Source organism: Lacihabitans sp. CCS-44 (genome assembly GCF_024343735.1).
Classification (GTDB): Bacteria; Bacteroidota; Bacteroidia; order Cytophagales; family Spirosomataceae; genus Leadbetterella.
This window is the reverse complement of record NZ_RJUE01000005.1, coordinates 1-25846: the sequence shown is the minus strand read 5'-3', so window position 1 is coordinate 25846 and position 25846 is coordinate 1. Positions and strand designations below refer to the sequence as shown.

Genomic DNA, 25846 nt, shown 5'->3' with positions numbered 1-25846 from the left:
ATCGATTACTCAAGGATTTCAGTTACCTGACCAGCACCTACTGTACGTCCACCTTCACGTATCGCAAAACGAAGACCTTTGTCCATCGCAATAGCGTTAATCAAGTTTACAGTAATAGTGATATTATCACCAGGCATAACCATCTCAACATTTTCTGGAAGGAAAATCTCACCAGTTACGTCAGTAGTTCTGAAGTAGAACTGAGGACGGTATTTGTTAAAGAATGGTGTGTGACGTCCACCTTCTTCTTTCGAAAGAACGTAAACCTCAGCTTTGAATTTAGTGTGAGGCTTCACAGAACCTGGCTTACAGATTACCATACCTCTTTTGATAGACTCTTTGTCGATACCTCTCAACAAAAGACCTACGTTATCACCAGCTTCACCTCTGTCAAGGATTTTACGGAACATCTCAACACCAGTTACTACTGACTTAAGACCTTCAGCTCCCATACCAAGGATATCTACTGCTTCACCAGAGTTGATGATACCAGTTTCTATACGACCTGTTGCTACAGTACCACGACCCGTGATTGAGAATACGTCCTCAACTGGCATCAAGAATGGCTTGTCAGTAGCACGAGCAGGAAGCGGAATAAATGTATCAACAGCTTCCATCAATTCTTCGATTTTAGCAACCCACTGAGGCTCGTTGTTCAAACCACCAAGAGCTGAACCTTGAATCACAGGAATATTGTCACCGTCGAATTTGTAGAATGAAAGTAACTCTCTGATTTCCATTTCTACTAGTTCAAGTAATTCTGGATCATCAACTAAGTCAACTTTGTTCATAAATACTACAAGCTCAGGAACACCTACCTGACGAGCAAGAAGGATGTGCTCACGAGTTTGTGGCATTGGACCGTCTGTAGCAGCTACCACGATGATGGCTCCGTCCATTTGGGCAGCACCAGTTACCATGTTTTTAACGTAGTCAGCGTGACCTGGACAGTCAACGTGTGCGTAGTGACGATTAGCAGTCTGATACTCCACGTGAGAAGTATTGATTGTAATACCACGCTCTTTTTCTTCAGGTGCATTATCAATTGACGAGAAATCTCTAACCGCAGCTAGACCTTTATTGGCCAAAACTGAAGTAATAGCAGCTGTCAATGTAGTTTTACCGTGGTCAACGTGACCGATTGTACCGATGTTTACGTGAGGTTTACTACGGTCAAAATTTTCTTTTGCCATTTTATTTGATAAAATTTATGTTGTTCAAAATTGTTTTTACTAAAAAAGAGTAATCAGAACTTCTAATTACTCGAAAATCTTTCCACATTCAAAATCAGTGCTGAGCCTTTGAGCAGAATCGGACTGCCGACCTCTTCCTTACCAAGGAAGTGCTCTACCACTGAGCTACAAAGGCTTTATGGAATTAGAGCGGGAGACCGGGCTCGAACCGGCCACCTATAGCTTGGAAGGCTATCGCTCTACCAAATGAGCTACTCCCGCTTAAACACTTTTATTGGTGGGGGCGGATGGATTCGAACCACCGTAAGCGTAAGCTAGCAGATTTACAGTCTGCCCCATTTGGCCACTCTGGTACACCCCCAAATACTCTCAAAGAACACACCCTTTTCGAAAGGAGATGCAAAAGTAGAATCTTTTTTTAGAACCACAAAACTTTCACAAAAAATTTCTTGATAAAATTTCAGATTTTCCGTCTTCTTCCCTTCAAAAAATCAATATTTGCCTTATTATAAGGATTTAGAATAGTTGTGCAACTGATGAAAGTATTTTAATATTACATCTTCTAAAATGTAAATATTCGCTGTTTGATTCTGAATTCTAAAAATACGTCCTTGATACTTTTATCAGCTTACAATATTGAATATTGTTCAAATAATAAAAACCAACGAGAAATGCCCAAATCAAGCGTTTTTTTAATCAAGAAAGAGATTTAAGGTCTAAAATGCAAGAAAGGGCTATTCGCCCTTTCTTGCTTGGTTTTCTGAAGTTTTTACAACCTAAAACCTACACTAAATGCTTGTATATCATTAAAGCTGGTTTGGTTTTCCTTGAAAAGTTTGTTCATGTCGTATCTCACAAAAAGCGTCATTCCGTTCTTTTTACCAATTTCGGCGGTTACTCCGTACACAAAATCGTTGAGTCCGTAACTACCTTTTACCTTGTTCTCACTTCTTTTAGAATACTTTTCCATGCTGTATCCTCCAATTCTATATCCTGCGTAGCCACCGAGTCCGATTTTAAACTTATCTTCTTTGAATCCAAAATTTAACAATACCGGAAAATTCAAATAAGGCATCACCAGCTTGCTCTTTTCAGTTTCTTTGGTGTTTTTCACAAACTCCACTTTTGTCTTACCGCCAACTTCTACTTCTTGTGCCACGTTGCTGTTTTGAAGCATGAAGTTGTACCAGGCTATTTCAGGGCCATAACTAAAGGCCAAGTCCATTTTTTTTCCTTTAAGTAAGGTTGCATTTTTCCTCAAAGAAAGAGCCACATACCTCGACTGCCATGTGCGAAGACTGTTGAGTTCATTTGGCGATTTCGATTCATTGGCGTGTGCAAAATTATTTAGCCCCACATATATGCCAAAGTCGCTTTTTGAAAAGAACTTCTTCTCTTTCGGTGTTTTTTGTTTTTTATCATGGTGGTTTCCATGCTCTTTATGATCTCCGTGGTCGTCCTCAAAAGATTCAATCTCATCTTCCACCTCTTTTTCAATACGTCTTTCCATTTGTTGTTCTGTCTCCTTAATGGTCGTGTCTTTTTTAGAAATGATGTCTTTGGTAATGATTTTGATTCTTTGACCCTCTTTCGAGAACACTAGTAGAGTATCTCTTTTATCGCCACCTTTTGTTATCAAAATCAAGGCACGCTCTCGTTCGTTGGAATCTACGCCAACTGCTTTCAATACATTGTCCAAATTCAAAGACTTGGGCAACTCAATGGTTTTATTGTTTCCAGTTATGACTTTCACCTTGTTATTCGTGCCTTTATCGTTGAATTCAATAATGGTGGTGTCTTTGGGATATCCAAAAGCAAATGCTTGAAATCCAGTGAGTAATGTAATTAATAATAACTTTTTCATAATTGTTAATTGTTGTTTAATCTTGCTTTTATCCAGTTTATTTTGTCTTTTATTTGGTTTGTTTCTGACACTATAAATCCTTCTTTGTCTAAGGTCAACTCCTCAATAGGCTTGAATCCCAACTTGTTAAAATCTACTTTTTCGCCCTTTTTCAAATTCTTCACCTCATCCAAAACTCTTGTTACGAGCGATTTATCATCTGAAAAATATTCGTCAGAACTTGTAGTTACAATACTATTAGAATTCTCCAAAATTTTAGGATTCCCCCCAAAAGTGTTCAATTGATTCATAGCTAATATAGGTGTAAGAAAAATCAAGGTTTCTTCTATGTTTTCACTTTTAAATTCCGCCTTATTGGCCAATACTGTTTTTGAATCAATTCCTACTTTAGAATTGGTGTTCGTCGAACTAATTTCTTTTTGCTCATTAACATTATCAACCCTTTCACTTGGCACAACCGCCAATGCAATTACTTCATTTGGCTTTAGAATTAAAAATTCTTTAATTACTGTGCTCTCAGATTTAATTAATGGAACTACTTCAGTTATATTTTCATCAGATTTGCCGATCATTTCGTTCGTTTTGGAAGGAGAAATAACCTCGTCCGAACTTGGTATGGTTAAAGCCAAAGTATCATTAGAAACTTTTGACTTGTTGTAAAAATACACACCTACCAAAGAAACAATAAAGAATGAAGCGGCCATAGCAAAGTACCTGTAAGGCACAATCCTCTTCTTTTTTTTGTTTTCTAATTTACTCATAAACAATTGATTAGCCCTTTCACTTGGTTTCATCTCTTGGTTTGTGAGTTTTTCCCTAAAAAAATCATCTATAGGATTCATATTCAATTTTTTTTAAACGATATATCCGTACCTCTCATTTTTTGTCAATTGTTCTTGCAAAATTGCTCTTGCCCTGCTTAGCTGCGATTTCGAAGTTCCTTCTGAAATTCCGAGCATTTCAGCTATTTCGTTGTGGTTATAACCTTCAATAGCATAAAGATTAAAAACTGTCCTGTATCCATTTGGAAGCGATTGGATGAGTTTCATTAATTCGTCGGACTCAAAATCTAAACTTTGATCATAAGAATTATAAGAATCGTTTACTTCATCTATCCCCACTTCTAGCATTTTTTTTTCCTCGCAAATACATCAAAGCCTCATTCACAACTAATCTTTTTGCCCAACCTTCAAAACTTCCCTTAAAACCAAACTGACTAACTTTGTCAAAAATCTTCATCATACTTTCCACCATTAGGTCTTCTGCGGCCATTCTATCACTGATATATCTGCAACAAATAGCTAAAAACTTGTATGAAAACTTTTCGTAGAACATACGCTGTGCATCAGCGTCTCCCTTTACGAGAGCCTTAGCTAAATCGTACTCAGTTTCGAAAAGTGATAAAATTTTTGCCATATAATCGGTTTCAATCTCAAGATGCAATTTTTTTATGTTAGGGTTGCATTATATTTGTAAAAAAATATAAGCTTATGTTTACTTCTTTTGTGGAATCATTGAAAGCGATACATCCTATAAAAAAGGAAACTGAAAAACTACTTATCAAAAAACTTACTCGCCATACGGGTAAGGCTGGCGATATCTTGGTGAAAGCAGGTGACATAAACGACAGGCTATACTTTATTGAAAAAGGTATGGTGAGGTCATATTATACGATTGAGGAAAATAAGACAAAAACTGATGTTACCTCCTGGTTTGTTGGAGAATTTGGTTTTATCTATATTCCTCACAGCTACATTCCTAAAGTTCCTTCTGTCGAAACTATCGAACTTTTGGAAGATTCGGAGATGATTTCAATAACAAACAAAGCCATGCAGGAGTTGTATGATACTGTTCCGGAAGCAAACTACATTGGGCGAATACTCACAGAAATGTATTTGGTGATGTACGATGAGCGAATACGTTTCCTTAGAATGATGAGTGCACAAAAACGCAACGATGCGTTCAGAGATATGTTTCCTGACATTTATGACCGAGCACCGAAAAAATATATTGCTTCATTTTTGGGCCTTTCGCCTGAAACCTTGAGTAGAGTAAGAAAAAAAGCCTAATTAGAATTTTTTTAGAAAGAAAAGACAATAGATGACGATTTTAGATCAAATAATTGAAAACAAAAAAACTGAAGTAGCCCGAGCTAAAGAAAAAGTATCTATTGAAGAACTCAAAAGCTCAATTTATTTCAACAAAAAAACCCTTTCTCTAAAATCTGCATTAATTGCTGATAATTCAACAGGAATTATTTCGGAATACAAAAGGAAATCACCGTCAAAGGGAAATATAAACGTAGGTGCAGGCATTGCCGAAACTACCATGGGCTATACCAAAGCTGGAGCGGCAGGCATAAGTGTACTCACTGATACCATGTTTTTTGGAGGATTTAAAGAAGATTTGTTCATAGCGAGAGAAAACAACCCTTCTACTCCACTGCTTAGAAAAGACTTCATGATTGATGAATATCAAATATATGAAGCCAAAGCTTGGGGTGCGGATGTGATTTTGTTGATTGCCGCCAACCTAGAAAGTAAAGAAATAGAAATTTTGAGTAAAAAAGCACACGAATTGGGCTTGGAGGTGCTTTTAGAGGTTCATAACAAGGAAGAAATAGATAAAAGCCCGCTGTCTAATGTAGATATAGTAGGTGTAAACAACCGCAATCTGAAAAACTTTGCTGAAAACAATGTAAATGCTTCCATCGAGCTTTTTGATTTTATACCCAACGACAAAGTGAAAATATCAGAAAGTTGTATCAGTCATCCAGATACCGTAAAACAGTTAAGAGAAATCGGTTATAAAGGGTTTTTAATGGGCGAAAATTTCATGAAAACAAGCAACCCAGCCAAAGCCTTAGAGGAATTTGTAGAATTAATAATGTAAACTATTGCCTTGATGCCTTTTGCCTTGGTGCCTTAATGCCTTCAAAAAATGCTAAAAATCAAAGTATGTGGAATGCGGGAAAGTCAGAATATTCTGGCTTTAGTGGAGCTACAACCTGATTTTATGGGTTTTATTTTTTACCCCAAGTCGGCAAGGTTTACCGGAGATATTTTAGAAAAGGAAATACTAAAATCCTTACCTCGGAGTATTCAAAAGACAGGAGTTTTTGTGAATGAAAGCTTCGAAAAAGTAATTGAGATTTCAAAAGAATACAGCCTAAATTTTGTGCAATTACATGGAAATGAGACCGTTGAGTTTTGTGAAAAGCTAAAAGAAGAAGGCCTAAAAACCATAAAAGTATTTTCGGTTGACAATTCATTTGACTTTTCAGAAACCATTCATTTTGAAGACTTTGCAGATTATTTCTTGTTCGATACCAAAGCAGAAGGCGGTTATGGTGGACATGGAAAAGCTTTCGACTGGAAAATTTTAGAAGAATATAAAGGCAGAACCCCATTTTTGCTAGCGGGAGGTATTTCTTTAGAAAATTTAGCAAATTTAGATAAAATAAAAAATAAGCATTTTGTGGGAATTGATGTCAATAGCAAATTTGAACTCAGCCCTGCAAACAAAGATATTGAAGCTTTAAAAGAGCTTTTTGGAAAAATTAAACTTAACCAATAATTCGATAAGCCAAAGAAAAATCTTTGCGACCTAGCGACTTAGCGGTAAAACCAAAAAAATGAAAAGTCTAAAAGAAAACTCACCATTTCAGGTGGACGAAAGAGGGTATTACGGAAATTTCGGTGGGGCATTTATTCCCGAAATGCTCTATCCAAATGTAGAAGAATTGCGTGAAAACTATCTCAAAATCATGTATGAGCCGAGTTTTCAAGAGGAGTTCCAGCGTCTGCTGAAAGATTATGTAGGTCGTCCCACGCCGCTTTTTCATGCCGAACGACTTTCAGAAAAATACCAAACCAATGTCTACTTAAAAAGAGAGGACCTTTGCCATACAGGAGCTCACAAGGTAAACAATACACTTGGACAGATACTTCTTGCCAAAAAACTCAATAAAAAGAAAATAGTAGCCGAAACCGGTGCCGGGCAACATGGCGTAGCCACCGCGACGATGTGTGCATTAATGGGCTTGGAATGCATCGTGTACATGGGCGAAATTGACATCGAACGCCAAGCACCAAATGTTGCCCGAATGAAAATGCTTGGAGCCGAGGTTAGGCCAGCAAAAAGCGGCTCAAGAACCCTGAAGGATGCCACCAACGAAGCCATGAGACACTGGATAAACAACCCTACCGATACGCATTATATCATCGGTTCGGTGGTTGGGCCTCACCCCTACCCCGACATGGTGGCGAGATTCCAGTCGGTTATTTCGGAAGAAATAAGAACCCAGCTTTTTGAGCAAACTGGCTCCGAAAACCCAAATTATGTGATAGCTTGTGTGGGTGGAGGATCCAATGCAGCCGGTACTTTTTATCATTTCCTAGACGAACCTTCTGTAAAAATAATAGCGGCAGAAGCCGCAGGCCATGGTGTAAAAACTGGAAAATCAGCCGCGACAACATTTCTTGGTAAACCGGGCATATTACACGGAAGCAAGAGCCTTTTGATGCAAACATTTGATGGCCAAGTAGTGGAGCCACACTCCATTTCTGCTGGTTTGGATTACCCCGGTATAGGGCCATTGCATGCCCACTTGTGGGAAAGCAAAAGGGCCACTTTTTATGGAATTACCGACGAAGAGTCACTTGCGGCAGGCTTCGAACTCACCAAATTGGAGGGTATAATCCCAGCCATAGAATCGAGCCACGCTTTGGCAGTTCTTAATTATTTGGGAGCCGGAAAAGACGAAACTGTGGTAATAGGACTATCTGGCAGAGGCGATAAAGACTTGGCAACTTACATGAAGCATTTGTAAGGGTTTTACGCTTTTCGCTCAAAACGGCCTGTATTGGTATCAAATTCCATTTCTTGGATATCCCATTTACCGCTTGGGGCATCACGTTCATATTTTTGAGCAATTATCATTCGGTTTCCATCCGAACGGAGATTTATCATACCAAAACGTGTAAGAAATGAGTTGATGTCCTTCTGAATATCAGTAGTTTTTACATCTAATTCCTTCAAAAGTTCGGCCTTATTTGCAGCATTTCCGTCAATAATAGCCTTTCTTTGAAGTTTCAAATCAGCCACTTTCTTTCCCCAATCGTTCAAATTAATGAGATTTTTATAGGTGATTTCTTTATTTGACCTGGCCAATTCAGTACTAAAAATCATGGGTCTTTCGCCATAGCCATGCTTACCCAAAGCTCCCAAAGTATCAGGTCTTGGATGAGAATAGGGCTCATCGTCTCCACTCGAAATAACCGTGGCGGCAGCATTTACTGCTTTCAAAAAGTCCAAATCAAAGTGATTGGAACCATGGTGACAAGCTTTTGCGGCATCAACTACTAGCTCATCGAGAATATTATTGTCGGCATAATGTTTATGCATAATCTTACCAAATTCTTCGTTCAAATCACCTCCAAGTAAAAGCCGAAGATTTCCGTACCTGAGTTTTATTATCACCGAATGCCCATTTTTATCCTTACCGCCTTTGTCGATTGATTTCAGACCTTTCTTTCCGTTTTTTGTTTGCGGAATCGGCCCAAGAATTTTCATCGAAAACTCTTTACCATTTACAAAATTTTGGTCTGTAAAAGCATCCAAGTAATTGTTTTCGATATTGAGCATCATAAAATTTACATTCGTATTGCTTTTTAGTGCCTCGGCAAGCGTTTTTGGGTAAGTAGATCCTTTCCCACTTAACTTGTTCGGATCAGTAATTATAGCATTCATTTCTGTGGTGTTACTTACCAACTCAGTTATTAATCCTTCCTCAATTTTTCCGAAAGAAACTTTCCCTGCTTCTGGTCGTTCTACAATACCTTGGTGATAAACATTCGAAAAACGTAATGCCTTATTTTTGAACAAACCACGAAAACCGCCATAATGATCCATGTCACCATGACTGATTATGGCCTTGAAATCCAATTTAATCGGCACGTTTTTTTTGTACAAATTAAACCTCCAAGTAAGGTAGCGATTCATATTGTCCCCTTCGCCGGCATCAATTATAAAGTGCTCGTCAGCAGGAGTTACAACATGGCATCCGTCCCCTTGGCCAATATCTATAAAGTTGACCTCAAGCACTCTTTCTTTTCGGATTTTACTCACAGAAATCCACCCAAAATTGTTTCTGGCTTTTACTTTTACTCGGTTATTTTTGATTTCTAAGTCAATAATCTGTATAAAATCGCCAAACAACAGATGCTGCACCCAGTCTTTTGAATTCTCATTTTTAAAGACTTTAGCGTCAGGAAATTCAGCAAAAGTGTAATAATAATTATTTGCTCCTTCCACATACTTTGAGATGTCCAACTTTGCCATGCTTTTGTTTTTTTGATAAATAAAACTACATCTCACGATTATTTCTTCCTAATTAATTTTATTAAAAGGAAGGTATTTCTATTTTTGCTGAGATTATATTTTTAATAAAATTCAACCATTCTCAAACATGCATATTTTCAGCACCTTATCATTCAAATCATTCTTAATCGCGGCGTTATTTATGGCAATTTCAACTTCTGGTTTTTCACAAAAAAAAGAATTAAGACATGTGGTGATGTTTAAATTTAAAGAAACATCCTCTGCAGCAGATGTTAAAAAAGTGGAAGATGCTTTTCATGGATTAAAGGGTAAAATCAAACAAATAAAAGACTACGAATGGGGAACAAACAATAGCCCAGAAGGCCTTGACAATGGTTTTACGCATGTATTTTTTGTAACATTCAGCAGCGAAGAAGACAGAGCAATTTATTTGCCACACCCTGACCATAAGGCTTTTGTGGAAGTTTTGATGCCGCACCTTGACAAGGTAATGGTTTTGGATTATTGGGCTAAAAAATAAACTACAGTGAATCTAAATCTAAAAGAAAAAGTAATAATTGTCTCCGGTGGTGCGAAAGGAATTGGAGAAGGAATTGTTAGTCAGTTGGCCTTAGAAGGTGCATTTCCGGTAATTATCGGAAGAAATGCAAAAGACAACGAATTGGCCTTGGAAAAGGTAACCGCTGCTGGTGGATTTGGATTTACGGTAGAAGCCGAACTTTCGAATCCTGATGAATGCAAAAAAGCTGTAGATGCGGTTTTAGCTCGTTTTGGAAAGATACATGGTTTGGTAAATAATGCAGGAGCCAACGACGGAATAGGCCTCGAAAATGGCGATTACGAAGGCTTCATGGCCTCACTTCACCGCAACGTGGTACATTATTATCTGTTGGCGAAATATTGCCTTCCGTCATTGATAGAAACAAAAGGCTCTATAGTAAACGTAACCTCAAAAACCGCCGAAACAGGTCAAGGAGGCACCTCAGGATATGCTGCAGCCAACGGTGCTCGCAACGCCCTAACCCGTGAGTGGGCAGTGGAATTGTTGAAGTATGGTATCAGAGTAAATTCAGTTGTGGTGGCAGAATGTTACACGCCTCTTTACGACAAATGGATAAAAACCTTACCCAATCCTGAAGAAACTTTAGAGAAAATAAAGGATAAAATACCACTAGGAAAACGTATGACCACAGCCGAAGAATTGGCAAATATGGTGGTTTTCCTATTGTCAAATCGCTCGAGTCATACCACTGGCCAGCTCATACATGTGGATGGTGGTTATGTGCATTTGGATAGGGCTTTGTTGTAAAATAACTGAATGCTGTCGGTTGTGTCCTCACAACCGATGGCAATAAACTTCACCCGATTTCTAAAAACCTAACCTCAATTCCTTTCAACAATTCCTTGGTTCTGTTCGGGCGAGCATCTGTCAAAAAAACCTGACCAAAGACTTTGTTATCAATCATTTCCACCAATTTCTTGATTCGCTTTTCGTCTAGTTTATCGAAGATATCGTCTAACAAAAGTATAGGTTTAAAACCTTTAATTTGTGTAAGTATATCAAACTGAGCCATTCTTATAGCCATAATAAAAGCTTTTCGTTGGCCTTGCGAACCAAATTTCTTCACCGGTTTTCCTTCCATCCAAAACTCATAGTCGTCTTTGTGAATACCTTTGGTGGTACGTTGTGCTGCCAAATCATTGGCGATGGATTTTAGAAAAGTCGCTTCAAAGTTTTCATCCGCCCACTCAGAGTTATAGTTGATTTCCACCATTTCTCTGTTGTCTGAGAGTTCGTCATAATGTTTCTTAAACAAGGGCAAAAACTGTGATACGAAATTATTCCTAAGTTCAAATATTTTCCTACCCGTTACCAAAAGCTGATCTGAGTAAATTCTAACCAAATCTTCATCAAAATAATTATGCTCGGCAAATTGCTTCAACAAACTATTTCGCTGATCAAGTGATTTATTATAAGACAAATACAGTTTTAAATATTCTGCGTCAATTTGTGAAAGTATGCCATCAAAAAGTTTTCGTCGTGTTTCACTTCCATCGCGTATGAGGTCTGTATCGTCAGGAGCTATCAACACTACTGGATATTTACCAATGTGCTCAGAGAGTTTTTCGTAAGGTACTTTGTCATAAAAAAATGACTTTTTGCCGCCTCTTTGCATAGAACAAGTGATTAACTCCTCACCAAAACGGCCTTCAATTTGAGCAAAATCCTCTTCAAATTTAATACTCAAAGCATCCTGACTGTGTATAGAACTTTTACTCAAGGACAGAAAATAAACGGCGTCGAGTAGATTAGTCTTGCCGCTTCCATTTTTACCAACAATACAATTCAATCCCTCCGAAAACTCATAAAATTGATTTTCGTAATTTCTAAAATTGGACAATTGGAGTTTTTGCAAATGCATAATGACTACAAAGGTGCGGAAGAATTATGGCTTGGTCAAATTCAAACATTATTCTTTTTGAATGAAAAAATCTAATCCAAGACTTTCCAAATTCAATTAGAACAAATTAGAACCCACAAACAAATACCCGAAAAACTCCGTTATCAATATACAGAGGCAATTAAATAAACAAAAATATCAATGGAAATCTTAAAAGACCAACTTGAAGAATTAGCGATAAACAATTGGAGAATAGCAAATGGTAAGCTCACCAAAGTTTACATTTTTAAAAACTATACCGAAGTAATTAATTTCGTCAAAAAAGCTTTTGAAGTGGTAGAAAAACACAACCACCATCCTGAAATTACGGTGAATTATAGCAAAGTTGAGGTTTCGGTAAATAACCATGAAGAGAAAAACATCTCTGACAAATGCTATCTTTTGGCCAAAGACATAGATTTTATCAATAATATTCCTTCTATTTAGTTTTAATTCTTATTTTTGCAATCCAAAAAATTCTAAGCGAAAACTTTATGGCAACCAGCAAAAAGAAAGAGGCAGCTCAAGTAAAATACACAAAAGAACAATACATCTTTTGGTACGAAACCATGCAATTGCAACGCAAGTTTGAAGAAAAAGCAGGTCAATTATATGGTCAGCAAAAAATAAGAGGATTCTGTCATTTATATATAGGCCAAGAAGCATGTTCTTCAGGAGCAGTTTCGGCATTAGAAAAAGGCGACAAATACATCACTGCTTACCGTGACCATGGCCATCCCTTGGTGCTGGGCACAGACCCTAAGCGTATCATGGCGGAACTTTATGGCAAAGTAACAGGTACCACCAAAGGCAAAGGAGGCTCGATGCACATTTTTGACAAAGAAGTGGGTTTTGTAGGGGGCCACGGTATAGTAGGTGCTCAAATACCTATGGGAGCAGGTCTTGGTTTTGCTGAAAAATATCTAAATACTGGTAAAGTTTGTATCTGCTATTTTGGTGATGGAGCCACACGTCAAGGTGCTTTGCATGAAGCTTTTAACATGGCTATGACTTGGAAAATACCAACAATTTTTGTGGTAGAAAATAACGGTTACGCCATGGGTACGTCGGTAGAAAGAACCTCAAACGTTAGAGAACTCTATACATTGGCAGAAGCCTACGACATGCCAGCTGAGCCAGTAGATGCTATGGACGTAGAAATTGTACATGAAGCCGTTGGTAGAGCAGCCGAGAGAGCTAGAAAAGGTGATGGACCAACCTTTTTGGAGTTCAAGACATACAGATTTAGAGGACATTCGATGTCTGATCCGCAAAAATATCGTACCAAAGAAGAGGTAGCTGAATGGAAACAAAGAGATCCAATTGAACTGATAAAAGACAGAATTCTATCTCAAAAAATTGCCTCTGAAGAAGAACTCACCGCTATTGATGCTAAAATAAAGGTTCAAGTCGAAGAATCTGTGACATTTGCTGAGGAATCGCCTTGGCCAAAACCAGAGGAGGCTTTTGAAGACATTTATGTTCAGCAAGACTATCCGTTCTTAAGAGAATAAAAATATAATACGTAATTAAAGACCGACAATTCGGTCTTTTTTTGTGCTAAAATCGTTTTGGCACATTTTTTAGGAGTTTTTATATAAATTTTATGAAGGTTTTTCATAAATTTGCACTCCAAAAATTTTGAACAACAGAAAAATGGCTGATAAAGAGAATAAAGGCATAGAAATTATAGAAAACGCTGACGCACTGAAAAAAGAATTTTTCAAGTACGAAGGTCTTTTAGAAAAAAACTCAAAAATACTTACATATTTAGGCGGTGCAATTATAGCTCTTGTAGCACTCTATTTTGGCTACAAATACTACACGGATTCACAAGAAAAAGAAGCCCAAGTAGCTCTTTACGACGCTGTCTTTTCATTTGAGGCAGATTCTCTAAATCAAGCATTAAAAGGAAAAGGTGGAAACGAAGGCCTATTGTCTTTGGCGGACAATTACAGCGGTACAAAAGCAGGTAAGTTAGCAAGCCTCTATGCTGGTATAGCTTTGATGAAACAAGCCAAATATGCTGAGGCTATCGAAAGATTGGATAAATTTTCTTCTGACGACCAAGTATTGCAGGGTAGAGCTTACATACTTATTGGTGATTGTTACATGGAAACCAAAAAAGTTGAGGACGCTATCAACTACTACGAAAAAGCATCAAACTACAAGCCTAATAAGTTTTCAACTCCAGGTTACATGATGAAATGGGCAAATGCTCTTACGGAATCTAAGAAAACAAAAGAAGCTGTAGAGGTTTATTCTGACCTCATAAATAAATATCCTACAGGTACGGAAACTCTTTTGGCTAAAAAGTACAAGTCTAGACTTGAAACCGAGATTGGCGAATAACCGAGATTAAAAATATTAAAAATCAAAGGGATAAGCCATCAGGTTTATCCCTTTTTTGTATCAATTATATAAAGAACTATGTCTTCTGCTCATAAAAACCTTAGTATTTTCAAAACCGAAAACTTGCCAGACATCAGTTGGAAGAAGTTTGTGGTCATCGTAGCCGAATGGAACGATGACATCACCGAACCACTAGCTCAAGGAGCTATAGATACACTTCTAAAGTATGGTGCAAAAGAGGCAAACATCTTGAAAGTTTACGTTCCAGGCAGTTTTGAACTCAGTTATGGCTCACAAGTATATGCACAAAAGACTGACATAGATGCAGTTATCGCCATAGGTTGCGTGATTCAAGGAGAAACCAAACACAATGACTACATCAATCATGCGGTAGCTGGTGGATTAACCGAAGTCTCATTGAAATATAACAAGCCAGTGATTTTTGGCGTGTTAACACCCAATACTCACCAACAAGCCCTAGACAGAGCTGGTGGCATACACGGCAATAAAGGTGACGAAGCTGCAATTACAGCGATAAAGATGCTCGGTTTAAAATAAAAACTCTGTGTCACTCTGTGCAAAACTCCGTGACACTCTGTGGTAAAAGAAAAAATATAACAATATAATATGCAAGTTTGGAAATTTGGCGGCACTTCAGTAGGAAAGCCAGAAAGAATGAAATCAATCAGAAACCTTGTAACAGAAGATAAAACAAGGAAAATAGTAGTATTATCGGCATTGTCTGGTACGACAAATGGTCTTTTGGCTATCGGTGAAGCCATAAAGCAACACAAAAACGAAGAAGCTTTTGAGGCTATTTCAACTCTTAAAAAACACTATCAAACTTTCATAGAGGACCTTTACACTACTCCCGAGGGCTTGGCTAAAGGTCAAAAAATCATCGACACCGAATTTGATTTTATAGCTTCTTTGGTCAATATCAGTCCGTTTACACTGAAACAAGACAAAGAATTGGTTGCCCAAGGTGAAATACTTTCTACGCAAATGTTCGCTGCTTACATGGAAGAAGTAGGCGACAGTGTCGTATTGATTCCAGCTTTGGATTTTATGCGGATAGATGCCGATAACGAACCTGAGCTGGCTGTAATTGAAGAAAAACTTGGTCATCTTTTATCAAAACAAACTGACAAACAAATAATTGTAACCCAAGGATTTATATGTAGAAACCCTCGTGGAGAAGTAGATAACTTAAAACGCGGTGGATCTGATTATACAGCTTCTTTGATAGGTGGAGCAACGGTTTCAGAAGAAATACAGATTTGGACCGACATAGATGGCATGCACAATAACGACCCAAGGATTGTGAAGCGTACGTTCCCTGTGCGTGAGTTGAGTTTTGAAGAAGCGGCTGAGTTGGCATATTTCGGAGCTAAAATTCTTCACCCGAGTACCATTACGCCAGCCAAAATGAAAGGCGTACCGGTAAGATTGAAAAACACCATGGAGCCCAACGCACCAGGAACTTTGATCAAATCGGAGGTTTCGCATACATCTGAAATTACGGCCATCGCTGCCAAAGATAATATCACGGCCATTTACATACATTCTACCAGAATGCTAAATGCTTATGGATTTTTGAGAAAAGTCTTTGAGGTTTTTGAAAAATACAAAACCCCGGTGGATATGATTACCACTTCAGAAGTATCGGTGGCTGTAACGATTGACAATAACGAAAATCTGGATAAAATCACGGAAGAACTTAATCAAATAGCGGATCTGGAGCCGCATGATTTCAACCAAAGTATTATTTGTATAGTGGGTAATTTCATGGCAGACAAAGCTGGAATAGCCATCAATGTAATGAACGCATTGAAAGATATTCCAGTAAGAATGATTGCTTATGGAGCATCCGAGCACAATATGTCTATTTTGGTCGATACAAAAGACAAAAATGCTGCCTTGGAAGCATTGAATGAGGGACTTTTTAAATTTGAATAAAAATGCAAAAATCACTTTCTGCCGTTTTCGAAAAAGATCTTATACGATTAAAAGCCGAAATTGAAGCTTATGCCGATGAAGAAAAACTTTGGCTAAAATCCGAAGGTATCAACAATTCGGCAGGAAACTTGTGTTTGCATATATTGGGAAATTTGAACAATTACATCGGAGCTATTTTGGGAAATACGGGTTATGTTAGAAATAGACCAGCCGAGTTTTCAGAAAAAACTTCCAAAGAATTTCTTATAAAATCTTTGGAGGAAACCACGGAAATGGTGAAAAATGTAATTTTGAGTTTAGATATATCCGTTTTCGACCAAACTTATCCCGATAATGTATTTGGCCATGAAATGAAAACAGACTTTTTCCTGATTCATCTTGTAGGCCATCTCAATTATCATTTAGGACAAATAAATTATCATAGAAGAATATTATGTTACAACTGAATTTCATCAAAGAAAACAAAGACTTGACGATAGCAGGTCTTGAGAGAAAGTATTTTAAAAATGCCGCTGAAACTGTTGAGCAGGTTTTGTCCTTGGATCAAAACCGTAAAGACACACAGCTGGAATTGGACAATACTTTGGCTCAGTCCAACAACTTGGCCAAGGAAATTGGTGGTTTGATGAAAGAAGGTAAAAAAGAAGAGGCCGAAGCCATAAAAGGCAAAACTGCTGAGCTAAAAGCCGCTTCAAAAGATTTGGAGGAAAAGCTTAAAGAGTTAGAAGTTTCTCTCCAAGACATATTAGTTACTATGCCAAATCTGCCCCACGAAAGTGTTCCAGCAGGAAGAACGCCAGAAGAAAACCTGAATATTTTTTCTCAAGGTGAAATTCCAAAACTGCATGCCGAGGCACAGCCACACTGGGAGTTGATAAAAAAATACGACATCATTGATTTCGAACTTGGCAATAAAGTATCAGGTGCTGGTTTTCCCTTTTACAAAGGCAAAGGGGCAAAAATCCAACGTGCCTTGATAAATTTCTTTTTGAACGAAGCCGAGGCCGCTGGATATTTTGAAATACAACCGCCTATCGTGATCAATGCAGCTTCAGGATTTGGCACTGGACAGTTGCCTGATAAGGAAGGTCAAATGTACCATGCCACAGTTGATGATTTGTATTTAATTCCAACAGCAGAGGTACCAATTACCAACATTTATAGAGATGTAATATTAAGCGAAAACGATTTGCCAGTAAAAAACGTGGCTTACACGCCATGTTTCCGGAGAGAAGCGGGCAGTTGGGGAGCTCACGTGAGAGGTTTGAACAGACTCCATCAATTTGACAAGGTAGAAATCGTGCAGGTTCGCAAGCCAGAAGAATCTTATCAGGCATTGGAGGAAATGTTGGAACATGTAAAAGGCTTGCTCACAAAACTTGAGTTACCATTCAGAATTCTTCGTTTATGCGGTGGTGACATGAGTTTTACCTCAGCATTAACTTTTGATTTTGAGGTATTCTCAGCAGCTCAGGAGCGTTGGTTGGAGGTAAGTTCAGTTTCAAATTTTGAAACTTACCAAGCCAATAGACTCAAACTAAGATACAAAGTTGATGGCAAAACAAAGCTTTTGCATACCTTAAATGGCTCTGCATTGGCCTTACCGAGAATTTTGGCTGCGATACTAGAAAATAACCAAACAGCTGAAGGCATAAAAGTACCAAAAGTACTCCAACCTTTTTGTGGATTTGATTTGATAAATTAAAACAAAGCCTTCAAGATTTTTCTTGGAGGCTTTATTTTTGAGTATAAATAACTATAATTAGAATTTTTTCATAAACAAAAATACTCCAATAATGTTTAAACACAAATCGGTATTATTTTGATTAATCACTTGTATTCTTGAATTAAAGCACAAATAAATTTCAGTATTTATATTGATTCTAAACGGTTTCAGAGTTAGATTTGAACCTCGAAAGTAAATTGGATTTTTCTAAGTATTTACTATTAATTAAATTTTAAAAATATAACATGTCTTGGTTAACAAAAACTTTAACAAGCTCTATAGGTAAAAAGCTACTAATGGCACTTACTGGCTTGTTTCTTTGTACTTTTTTAGTGGTGCATTTGATAGGTAACCTACAATTATTCAAAAATGACGGTGGTTACGCATTCAACAATTATGCAGTTTTTATGACCACTTTTCCTGTGATAAAAATTGTATCGTATGTAAACTATGCATTGATACTTTTCCATGCTTTTTGGGGACTTTACATCACTTACAAAAACCGTCAAGCTCGTCCGATTGGATATGCTGTTGTGAAAAACTCTTCAAGTGTATTTAGCCGAAACATGGCCATATTAGGTACAATCCTTTTGGTTTATCTGGTTGTTCACATGAGCGATTTCTGGTACAGGTACCACAATGAGGCACTTCCGTACGTTCAATATACAGAACAAATTTCAACAGGAAATGTTGAAACAACTCTGATGGAAACTGGTTATACACAAGAGGCCAAAAAAGTGGAGTCGTTCAATGAAGAGGCTGGAACTAAAACGATTATAGTAAAAGACTTGTACAGTGTAGTTTCGTTTTCGTTTCAAAACATCTTATTAGTACTTTTCTATGTACTTTCTATGTTTGCAGTCGCTTTTCACTTATTTCATGGATTTCAGAGTGCGTTCCAAACACTGGGTTGGAGTCATCCAAAATACACTCCCCTTATCAAAGGAATTGGTATTTGGATTTTTGCTGTTTTGATTCCAGTCGGATATGCAGCAATGCCCCTTTATTTTTATTTTTTAAAATAATTTCAGCTTAATTATAAAAAAATGGCAACAATAAAATTGGACGCTAAAGTGCCTGAAGGCCCAATAGGTGAAAAGTGGACGAAATATAAATCTTCAGTACCATTGGTAAACCCAGCCAACAAGCGTAGTCTTGAAATTATAGTGGTTGGTACTGGCCTTGCAGGGGCCTCTGCGGCAGCATCTTTAGCCGAAATGGGCTACAAAGTGAAGACTTTCTGTTTTCAAGATTCTCCACGTCGAGCACACTCTATTGCCGCTCAAGGGGGTATTAATGCAGCAAAAAATTATCAAAACGACGGTGACTCTACTTATAGATTGTTCTATGATACCATAAAAGGCGGTGACTATCGTGCAAGAGAAGGAAACGTTCATCGCTTAGCCGAAGTTTCAGCTAATATCATAGACCAATGCGTAGCTCAAGGCGTACCTTTTGCTCGTGACTATGGCGGAATGCTGCGTAACCGTTCGTTCGGTGGTACTCAAGTACAACGTACTTTTTACGCAGCGGGACAAACCGGCCAACAGTTGCTATTAGGAGCTTATTCGGCCCTTGAGAGACAAATAGGTAAAGGTTCGGTAATAAACTACTCTCGTCATGAAATGCTTGAAGTTGTAAAAATCGACGGAAAAGCTAGAGGAATTATAGCAAGAAATCTTATTACTGGTGAATTAGAAAGACACTTCGGACATGCTGTGTTGCTATGTACAGGCGGATATGGAAACGTGTTTTACCTATCTACAAACGCTATGGGTAGCAATGTAACTGCTGGGTGGAAAGCCCACAAACAAGGAGCATTGTTTGCTAATCCTTGTTTTACACAGATACATCCTACTTGTATACCAGTTTCGGGTGATCATCAGTCAAAATTGACTTTGATGTCTGAGTCACTTCGCAACGACGGTCGTATATGGGTACCAAAACAAAAGGACGACAAACGGGCAGCCAATGATATTCCTGAAGAGGAAAGAGATTATTACTTGGAGCGTCGTTACCCTGCATTTGGTAATTTAGTACCAAGAGACATCGCCTCTCGTGCAGCCAAAGAGAGATGTGACGCTGGCTATGGAGTTGGTGTAACAAAAATGGCAGTTTACTTAGATTTCAAATCTAATTTAATCAACAAATACGGTAGAGCTCAGGCTACAAAATTAGGTATTGAAAACCCTGATTTAGATACATTGATTCGCCTTGGAAAAGAAGTGGTAAAGGAAGAATACGGTAACTTGTTTGATATGTACAAGCAAATTACGGGCGAAGATCCTTACGAAGTACCTATGATGATATACCCAGCAGTACATTACACCATGGGTGGCGTTTGGGTAGATTATAACTTAATGACAACTGTTCCAGGTCTTTATTGTTTAGGTGAAGCTAATTTCTCTGACCACGGAGCCAACCGTTTGGGAGCTTCTGCTCTTATGCAAGGATTATCTGATGGATACTTTGTGATTCCTTACACCATTGGTGCGTATTTGTCAGCTGAAATCAAAACCAAGGCAATTCCAACAGATCACGAAGCATTTGTTGAAGCCGAGAAAGCAACACGTGAGAGAATTGAGAAATTAATAAATATTAAAGGAAAACAGTCTCCTGAGTCATTCCATAAGAGATTAGGAAAAATCATGTGGGAAAAATGCGGAATGGCCAGAAATGAAAAAGGCTTGACCGAGGCAATCGCCGAAATCCAGGCTTTGAAGAAAGAATTCTGGAGTGACTTAAGAGTTTTGGGTGACATAGACGGATTCAACCCTGAGCTAGACAAAGCGGGCCGCGTGGCTGACTTCATAGAATTAGGCGAACTAATGTGTATAGACGCCTTAAACAGAAATGAATCTTGTGGTGGCCACTTTAGAGAAGAATACCAAGAAGACGGCGGTGAAGCCATGCGTGACGACGAAAACTATATGTATGTAGCTGCATGGGAACACAAAGGCGAAAGCCAGTGGGAACTGCACAAAGAAGAGCTTAAATATGAGAACATCAAAATAGCTCAACGTAACTATAAATAATTATTTCAATTTTTTTTGAATTATGAGCACAGGCAATATGACCATTAATCTGAAAGTTTGGAAACAAAAAAACGCCAAAACTTCAGGTAATTTAGAAACATATAAAGTTGATCACGTTTCGCCAGACATGTCGTTTTTGGAGATGTTTGACGTACTAAACGAAAAACTTGTACAAGATAACAAGGAACCCATAGCATTTGACCACGATTGCCGAGAAGGAATCTGCGGAATGTGTTCTATGTATATAAACGGCCAACCACATGGGCCGCTTGAAGGCGTTACCACTTGTCAACTTCATATGAGAAGCTTTAGCGATGGTGACACCATCGTAGTAGAGCCATGGAGATCTGCAGCCTTTCCAGTTATAAAGGACTTGGTTGTTGACCGTACAGCATTTGATAGGATAATAGCCTCGGGCGGTTTCGTATCAGTAAATACAGGTAATGCCCAAGACGCCAACAATTTGCCAATTGGGAAAGACAAAGCTGATATGGCGTTTGCAGCCGCTGCATGTATAGGCTGTGGAGCATGCGTAGCCGCTTGCAAAAATGCCTCCGCCATGTTATTTGTGTCAGCAAAAGTTTCACAATTGGCTTTATTACCTCAGGGCCAACCAGAAAGAGAGTCAAGAGCATTAAATATGGTTGCTCAGATGGATGCTGAAGGATTTGGAGCTTGCACCAACACAGGAGCTTGTGCCGCAGAATGTCCGAAAGAGATTTCGCTAGACAATATCGCTAGACTAAATAGAGAGTTTCTTGGTGCCAGCATTAGCAATCAAGAAGTCTAAAAAATATTTTAAAAATCTATTGCAAGATTCAAATGTTTAGTTAACTTTGTTTCAAAGTTGTGTGGATTTAGTAGCGAGACACCCACGTCGGTTTCCGGTGTGGGTGTTTTTTTATGTATTATTTCTATGTAAATTCTCCGATTTTTGCTCGTTTATACTATTTAATTTGAATTTTATACCGATTTTTGCGTTTTAGATACAAAAGACAAACTATTAGGCTTAGCCAAACAATATGGAAGGATTAATTATGGCCGCTCAGCTTTTGCTGGCACTCACGATTTTAGTAGGACTACACGAATTTGGACACTTTATATTTGCTAGAATCTTCAATATCAGAGTTAATAAATTTTACATTTTCTTCGACTTTTTATTTCCACTTCCGAATGTCTTGAACTTTGCCCTTTGGAAAAAGAAAAAAGGTGATACCGAATATGGCCTTGGATGGTTTCCATTGGGTGGCTATGTAGATATAGCCGGCATGATAGACGAAACAAAAGACGCTTCGCAACTATCTTCAACTCCCGAGCCATGGGAATTTCGTTCAAAACCAGCTTGGCAAAGATTATTTGTAATGTTGGGAGGAATCATTGTGAATGTCATTTTAGGTATCTTAGTATTCTCGGGAGTGAAATACGTTTGGGGAGACGAAGATTATACAAAAGAAGAAATAAACAAAAGAGGAATATTTGCTTACCCAATGGCCGAAAAAATAGGCCTTAAAACTGGTGATAAAATCACCAAAATAAATGGTAAAAATTTTGCGACACTTAGTGAGTTAAGAGGCTCTATTACTAACGAAAATGTGCTATTTACAGTCGAAAGAGACAGCACAACCCTAGAAATTCCGATACCAAACGAACTGATTGACCAAATAGCACAGAAAAATTATTTCATTGATCCTATTATCCCATTTGAAGTTGACCGTGTAACCAAGGGTATGCCAGCAGAAAAATCTGGATTAAGAAGCGGAGATAAAATAGTGAGCTTTAACGGCACACCCATAACTTATTATCAACAGATACAGCCCCTAATAAAAAAATCAGCAAATAAAAAAGTCGATTTAGGAATAGAGAGAAAAGGCACAAGTTTAACCATTCATCCAGTAGTAACTGCAGACTCAGCAATAGGCTTTTATCCGAAAAGTTTACTGACCTCTACAAAAGCTATGTATTCGCTGCCTGAAGCATTTAAAGTTGGTTCTGTAGAGGCTCTTGGAGTTATTCCACAACAAATCAATGGCTTTGCAAGAATTTTCAAGGGTCATATCTCTCCCAAAAATGCACTTACTGGCCCTGTTGGATTAGCCCAAATGTTCTCTCCGAAGTGGGATTGGGAAAAGTTCTGGGGACTTACAGGATTGCTTTCTATGGCCTTGGCATTTATGAATGCCCTACCTATTCCTGCCTTGGATGGTGGACACGTCATAGTTTTGCTTTATGAAATGATCAGTGGCCGTAAACCTTCAGAAAAATTTATGGAACGCACGCAACAAATAGGAACTTTTATCCTTTTGGCTTTGATGGTGTATGTGCTATTCAATGACACCATAAAATTGATTTTCTAAAACAATGCTTAGAATTCTGTTATTGCTCTTTTTTTTCAATGTAAACACAGGTTCTAAGCACGATTTTCATACTTCACTTACCGAAATCAACTATAACCCAAAGTCTGGGTCTCTCGAACTTTCCGTTAGGGTTTTTACCGATGACTTAGAGCTGACGTTGACCCATTTTAACAAAGGAAAATTAGTAAGAATAGAGGACCCAGAAACTATCGTTGACCCGCTCATTGAACAATATATTCGCAAAAACTTAGCCTTGGTTTCGCCTGATAAAGAGGTGAAATTTGGGAAATTTTATGGCAAAGAGAAAGAAGCGGATGCCACATGGATTTACCTCGAAATGTTTGATTGCAAGCAAGTAAAAAACTATTCGCTTTATAATTCCATAATGCTTGAGATGTTTTCGGACCAAACTAATTTGGTCAATGTCCTATACCCTTCCCAGAAAAAAACAATCGTTTTTGATTCCGAAACCAAAGTTTCCAATTGGCCGTTTTAGTGCAAAATTTGGGCATAAAATCTCGATAGTATGCTTGCATAACATTAAAAATGCTTAGTTTTGCAAAACTATTGATTAGAATTCTTTGAGCAAGATGAAAAAAGAAAAAACCATTGACTTTCATATAAAGTGGGTTTGGCATGCAATATCACGCATGTATAATATATATGCGGCCAGTGAAGATATGACCATGTCTATCGGCTATGTTTTGCTCAATATTGATTTAGAAAAAGGCACCCCAGCTACTAAAATAGGCCCATCAATAGGTATGGAGCCAAGAAGTCTGACCAGAATGCTCAAATCTCTCGAAGAAAAAGGTTGGATTTATAGAGAAACCGATCCGGTGGATAAACGTTTTGTAAACGTCTTTTTAACGGATTTAGGAAAAGAAAAAAGAAATTTTGCAAGACTGGGCGTAATAGAATTTAACAATAAACTGAGTGAAACCTTGTCTAAGGAACAACTCAAAACGTTTTTTGAAGTGATTCAACAAATCAACGAAATTGTAGAAAAAACAGCAGCCGACGCAAAAAATACCGAATTGGCACTTCTAGATTAATCCTTTGTTATGCCCAAAAAATTAAAAATATATTTGCTTGGATTGATATGTGGACTCAGTTTTCCGAGTATTGCCCAAAGTGTAGTCTATTATCCTTTTAATTCTATTTTGGGGCTAAGTACCAACCCTTCCAAGGCTATTTGGTTAGATGTGAAATTTCAAACCAATTCTTACTTTTCTTCACTCAGTACAGACATTTCTCCAGAGATAAATCTCAAAAAAACACCAAAATCTATAACGTACATGGGAGCTGGAGTAAAAATGAATTACCTCAATGCCATAGAAAATAACAATATCTTAGAAGGTTATTTTATGAACTTCGGTGTGAGACTCATGCCCTTTGAAAAATACAAAAAAATTCAGCTTGCGTTTGAAGTTTCGCCGTATGCCGGCAGGAAATTTGATATCGGTGTATTTCGCACCCACTTTGGAATAGGGTATAATTTTTCAAGATAAGCGTAGATGAAAACCAGACCATCTGCTATAATTATAGCTGACAATAAACTACTTACACTCAAATACAATTACAACGGCAATACCTTGTATGCAATCCCGGGAGGTAATCTCGAATTTGGCGAAAAACTAGAGGAGGCTCTTACACGAGAATTAGAAGAGGAAATTGGACTCGAAATAGAAGTACAAAATTTGCTTTTCATAGCAGAGGTTCATCTGCAAAACAAAGACACGCTACACTGTATTTTTCAATCCAAAATAGCTTCAGGAACGCCAAAGCTCAACCCAAAGGAAACAACAGCCTTAGAGATTTGTTGGTTACCGATAAATCACCTTGATGATTATAATCTCTACCCCAATATAAAAACAGAAATAAAAGAACATTTTTTAGAAGGAAAAGACCACCAGGTGTTTTTGGGAGAAATTAACCAGCCTTGGCTCTAAATAAAAATGGCGACCGAAAGCTAGTCATGGTCGGAAGATTAAATATCTTCCGGCCATTTTTTGTTATTAATGATTTGTCGTTGTCTTAGACTTATGAATTTGTATCTTTGGCTACGCTTTCTTAAAATCTAATGACAAATTTCAAGAACCACAAGGTATCAGTAAGCCAACTGATAGGGTTAATACCAGAGGCTTTATTAACCCACCTATCCTCTAATACGAATGTTGACTATTATACTAAAGTATTGCATGCCAAAAAGGTATTCTATCTACTACTTTATGGAATTCTAGATAATGAGAAATTAAGCCAACGCACTTTAGAAGATACTTTTAACGATTCGGGATTTAAAGTACTGTTTGACTTAGATGAAAGGGAAACCGTAGTCAGAAGCTCCATTTCGGAAAGGCTTTCAAAGATTGACTATCATTACTTTAAGGAAGTCTATGAGTTCATCTACACTACTTTTTCAGATTATTATGCTTATAGTGAGCAGTTAAAGTACAATTTGATTCGGGTAGACAGCACCATGGTGAGTGAGATGTCTGGCAAACTTAAAGAGGGGCTCGATAATAAAAGCGGAAAGAAATCTGTAAAATATTCTGTGACATTTGATGGAATACTTCCTTC

At 37.9% G+C, this 25846-nt stretch carries 26 protein-coding genes, 3 tRNA genes and 2 pseudogenes; 22 read left to right on the top strand and 9 right to left on the bottom strand.

Going from position 1 to position 25846, the window contains the following annotated elements:
• Positions 1-5: 5 nt before the first annotated feature.
• From tuf to EGI26_RS21300, 7 genes and pseudogenes are all read right to left on the bottom strand, one after another.
• Complete coding sequence (tuf, locus tag EGI26_RS04340; RefSeq protein ID WP_255050089.1) at positions 6-1193, bottom strand: elongation factor Tu; 1188 nt, start codon at positions 1191-1193, stop codon at positions 6-8.
• A gap of 103 nt (positions 1194-1296) precedes the next feature.
• Positions 1297-1368 (bottom strand) — tRNA-Thr (locus tag EGI26_RS04335).
• Between the two features lie 13 nt (positions 1369-1381).
• A tRNA-Gly gene (locus tag EGI26_RS04330) sits at positions 1382-1454 on the bottom strand.
• Between the two features lie 14 nt (positions 1455-1468).
• Positions 1469-1554: transfer RNA gene (locus EGI26_RS04325), tRNA-Tyr, on the bottom strand.
• A gap of 408 nt (positions 1555-1962) precedes the next feature.
• Complete coding sequence (locus tag EGI26_RS04320) at positions 1963-3057, bottom strand: hypothetical protein (protein WP_255076656.1); 1095 nt, start codon at positions 3055-3057, stop codon at positions 1963-1965.
• A gap of 5 nt (positions 3058-3062) precedes the next feature.
• The gene (locus EGI26_RS04315; protein ID WP_255076655.1) at positions 3063-3899 is read right to left on the bottom strand and encodes a hypothetical protein; all 837 of its coding nucleotides are present in this window, start codon (positions 3897-3899) and stop codon (positions 3063-3065) included.
• A 12-nt stretch (positions 3900-3911) separates the two neighbouring features.
• Positions 3912-4473: pseudogene (locus EGI26_RS21300) on the bottom strand (RNA polymerase sigma factor).
• A 74-nt stretch (positions 4474-4547) separates the two neighbouring features.
• Here EGI26_RS21300 and EGI26_RS04305 point away from each other — a divergent pair.
• From EGI26_RS04305 to trpB, 4 genes are read left to right on the top strand one after another with little or no spacing between them, the layout of a single operon-like run.
• Positions 4548-5126, top strand: coding sequence for a Crp/Fnr family transcriptional regulator (locus tag EGI26_RS04305; RefSeq protein ID WP_255076654.1), 579 nt, complete (start codon positions 4548-4550; stop codon positions 5124-5126).
• A gap of 31 nt (positions 5127-5157) precedes the next feature.
• Positions 5158-5949 carry an indole-3-glycerol phosphate synthase TrpC gene (trpC, locus tag EGI26_RS04300; protein ID WP_255076653.1) on the top strand — a complete coding sequence of 264 codons (792 nt, stop codon included), beginning with the start codon at positions 5158-5160 and terminating at the stop codon, positions 5947-5949.
• Positions 5950-5997: 48 nt separating this feature from the next.
• On the top strand, positions 5998-6633 hold the full coding sequence (locus tag EGI26_RS04295) for a phosphoribosylanthranilate isomerase (RefSeq protein ID WP_255076652.1): 636 nt from the start codon (positions 5998-6000) through the stop codon (positions 6631-6633).
• A gap of 58 nt (positions 6634-6691) precedes the next feature.
• Positions 6692-7888: a tryptophan synthase subunit beta gene (gene trpB, locus EGI26_RS04290; protein WP_255076651.1), complete on the top strand. Its 1197-nt coding sequence runs from the start codon at positions 6692-6694 to the stop codon at positions 7886-7888.
• 5 nt (positions 7889-7893) lie between these two features.
• Here the strand turns inward: trpB and EGI26_RS04285 are convergent, their stop codons facing one another.
• Complete coding sequence (locus EGI26_RS04285; protein WP_255076650.1) at positions 7894-9399, bottom strand: ComEC/Rec2 family competence protein; 1506 nt, start codon at positions 9397-9399, stop codon at positions 7894-7896.
• 181 nt (positions 9400-9580) lie between these two features.
• Between EGI26_RS04285 and EGI26_RS04280 the strand changes: the two genes are divergently transcribed.
• Together EGI26_RS04280 and EGI26_RS04275 are read left to right on the top strand one after the other, a co-directional pair.
• The gene (locus EGI26_RS04280; protein ID WP_255076649.1) at positions 9581-9919 is read left to right on the top strand and encodes a Dabb family protein; all 339 of its coding nucleotides are present in this window, start codon (positions 9581-9583) and stop codon (positions 9917-9919) included.
• Between the two features lie 6 nt (positions 9920-9925).
• Positions 9926-10708: an SDR family oxidoreductase gene (locus EGI26_RS04275; protein WP_255076648.1), complete on the top strand. Its 783-nt coding sequence runs from the start codon at positions 9926-9928 to the stop codon at positions 10706-10708.
• Between the two features lie 49 nt (positions 10709-10757).
• Here EGI26_RS04275 and recF read toward each other — a convergent pair whose 3' ends face one another.
• The gene (gene recF, locus EGI26_RS04270; protein WP_255076647.1) at positions 10758-11822 is read right to left on the bottom strand and encodes a DNA replication/repair protein RecF; all 1065 of its coding nucleotides are present in this window, start codon (positions 11820-11822) and stop codon (positions 10758-10760) included.
• Between the two features lie 180 nt (positions 11823-12002).
• On the opposite strand from recF, the gene EGI26_RS04265 reads away from it, so the two are divergent.
• The 16 genes and pseudogenes from EGI26_RS04265 to EGI26_RS04190 form a co-directional block, all read left to right on the top strand.
• Positions 12003-12287, top strand: a complete 285-nt coding sequence (locus EGI26_RS04265; protein WP_255076646.1) for a 4a-hydroxytetrahydrobiopterin dehydratase — start codon at positions 12003-12005, stop codon at positions 12285-12287.
• A gap of 47 nt (positions 12288-12334) precedes the next feature.
• Positions 12335-13354, top strand: a complete 1020-nt coding sequence (gene pdhA / locus EGI26_RS04260; protein WP_255076645.1) for a pyruvate dehydrogenase (acetyl-transferring) E1 component subunit alpha — start codon at positions 12335-12337, stop codon at positions 13352-13354.
• A gap of 142 nt (positions 13355-13496) precedes the next feature.
• Positions 13497-14192, top strand: a complete 696-nt coding sequence (locus tag EGI26_RS04255) for a tetratricopeptide repeat protein (protein ID WP_255076644.1) — start codon at positions 13497-13499, stop codon at positions 14190-14192.
• A 78-nt stretch (positions 14193-14270) separates the two neighbouring features.
• Positions 14271-14750, top strand: a complete 480-nt coding sequence (ribH, locus tag EGI26_RS04250) for a 6,7-dimethyl-8-ribityllumazine synthase (protein WP_255076643.1) — start codon at positions 14271-14273, stop codon at positions 14748-14750.
• Positions 14751-14819: 69 nt separating this feature from the next.
• Positions 14820-16151 (top strand): aspartate kinase, encoded by a 1332-nt coding sequence (locus EGI26_RS04245; RefSeq protein ID WP_255076642.1) that lies wholly within the window; start codon positions 14820-14822, stop codon positions 16149-16151.
• A 2-nt stretch (positions 16152-16153) separates the two neighbouring features.
• A complete protein-coding gene (locus tag EGI26_RS04240) occupies positions 16154-16597 on the top strand; it encodes a DinB family protein (protein WP_255076641.1) in 444 nt (147 codons plus the stop codon).
• Entirely contained in the window at positions 16585-17856 is a 1272-nt protein-coding gene (gene serS / locus EGI26_RS04235; protein ID WP_255076640.1) for a serine--tRNA ligase, read from the top strand. The genes EGI26_RS04240 and serS overlap by 13 nt, the downstream gene beginning before the upstream one ends.
• Before the next feature lie 266 nt (positions 17857-18122).
• Entirely contained in the window at positions 18123-18902 is a 780-nt protein-coding gene (locus tag EGI26_RS04230; protein WP_255076639.1) for a succinate dehydrogenase cytochrome b subunit, read from the top strand.
• Between the two features lie 30 nt (positions 18903-18932).
• On the top strand, positions 18933-20912 hold the full coding sequence (locus EGI26_RS04225) for a fumarate reductase/succinate dehydrogenase flavoprotein subunit (RefSeq protein WP_255076737.1): 1980 nt from the start codon (positions 18933-18935) through the stop codon (positions 20910-20912).
• Between the two features lie 37 nt (positions 20913-20949).
• Positions 20950-21702: a succinate dehydrogenase/fumarate reductase iron-sulfur subunit gene (locus EGI26_RS04220; protein ID WP_255076736.1), complete on the top strand. Its 753-nt coding sequence runs from the start codon at positions 20950-20952 to the stop codon at positions 21700-21702.
• A 232-nt stretch (positions 21703-21934) separates the two neighbouring features.
• The gene (rseP, locus tag EGI26_RS04215) at positions 21935-23266 is read left to right on the top strand and encodes an RIP metalloprotease RseP (protein ID WP_255076638.1); all 1332 of its coding nucleotides are present in this window, start codon (positions 21935-21937) and stop codon (positions 23264-23266) included.
• Between the two features lie 4 nt (positions 23267-23270).
• A complete protein-coding gene (locus EGI26_RS04210) occupies positions 23271-23762 on the top strand; it encodes a DUF6702 family protein (protein WP_255076637.1) in 492 nt (163 codons plus the stop codon).
• 94 nt (positions 23763-23856) lie between these two features.
• Positions 23857-24321: a MarR family winged helix-turn-helix transcriptional regulator gene (locus EGI26_RS04205; RefSeq protein WP_255076636.1), complete on the top strand. Its 465-nt coding sequence runs from the start codon at positions 23857-23859 to the stop codon at positions 24319-24321.
• Positions 24322-24330: 9 nt separating this feature from the next.
• On the top strand, positions 24331-24777 hold the full coding sequence (locus tag EGI26_RS04200) for a hypothetical protein (RefSeq protein ID WP_255076633.1): 447 nt from the start codon (positions 24331-24333) through the stop codon (positions 24775-24777).
• Positions 24778-24783: 6 nt separating this feature from the next.
• Complete coding sequence (locus EGI26_RS04195; RefSeq protein WP_255076632.1) at positions 24784-25218, top strand: NUDIX domain-containing protein; 435 nt, start codon at positions 24784-24786, stop codon at positions 25216-25218.
• 131 nt (positions 25219-25349) lie between these two features.
• A pseudogene (locus tag EGI26_RS04190) lies at positions 25350-25846 on the top strand (IS4/IS5 family transposase); the annotation flags it as partial.